The sequence below is a fragment of the Polaromonas sp. P3_C2 genome, from assembly GCF_056402675.1.
Genome location: NZ_JBFUGX010001070.1, coordinates 1 through 903, shown reverse-complemented (window position 1 = coordinate 903; position 903 = coordinate 1). Strand labels below are relative to the sequence as shown.

The following is a 903-nucleotide window of genomic DNA, read 5'->3' as shown; positions in this document are numbered from 1 at the left end:
CATCGGGAACGGGTGGCGAAGGAGACTCCGGAACCACGATCTTGGCGAACGTGCCAGCCCTCACCATCAGGAGCATAGCGAAAGCAAGCTCGAAAGCCGCCACGGCAATGTCCAGCTTCGCTTGTGGATCCAGCGCCGAAAAGGAAGATGTCGATCCAGTCACCAGGAAGGCGCGAAAGAAGAACCAGGTCAGCGTGGGGAGCGTTTTGGCAAAAGCCCAAAGACCCATGAGGCAGCAACCGACGCGCGCAAGCTCTTGCGACTGGAAAGACAACCGGTCCTCGTACCGGGTTCTCGGAACGAGTCTATGCGCGACTACCATCGGGAAGAACCAAAGCAAGAGCGCACCCAACAGGTAAGCCACAGCGATTGCAAAAGAAACTGCGGTGGCACCATCAGGAAATCCCGGGGCGTTCGAGAGGTGGCCCGGAATGGCAACGAAGTAAGCAACACTGCTTATTACGAGCCACATCGCGAACAAACGAACTCCGACGCCGATTAATTGCTGTGGTGTCATGTGCTCCCTTAACGTTTGAATTAAGCGGCGTGCCGGAGGCACGCCAGCATGAAGGAAGGGTTAGGCAAGATTGCGCACTGAATGAATGATCTTGTACCCGAGGGTGCGAGCGGCAGGCGTATCAAAGTAAGCAGAGATCTGAACATGCCCCATGGGTGCGATGACATAACCGGAAATTGACTTATAGGAAGACTTTTCCCGGGAGTAATCTTCCTCCGGCAACTCGTATGTCAGCCGGATAAGCTTCCCGGTGCGTTCGATCTGTTGCTCGCCTCGAAGACCACTGGCTGTTTCCAAAATTGAAGCTAGCCGCTGCTCTTCGGATGTGCCTTTGTCGTTCCCCCAAATGGTGACCCAGAAGGTGAGTGTTGCCCTCCAGAGAACAA

At 55.1% G+C, this 903-nt stretch carries 2 protein-coding genes; both read right to left on the bottom strand.

Annotated elements, in window-relative coordinates; translation table 11 throughout:
* Positions 1-517: hypothetical protein (locus tag AC1DWI_RS24655; RefSeq protein ID WP_477726111.1), on the bottom strand; the 517-nt coding region annotated here is incomplete at its 3' end.
* A gap of 60 nt (positions 518-577) precedes the next feature.
* A partial coding sequence (locus tag AC1DWI_RS24650; protein ID WP_477726110.1) for a hypothetical protein occupies positions 578-903 on the bottom strand: 326 nt, incomplete at its 5' end.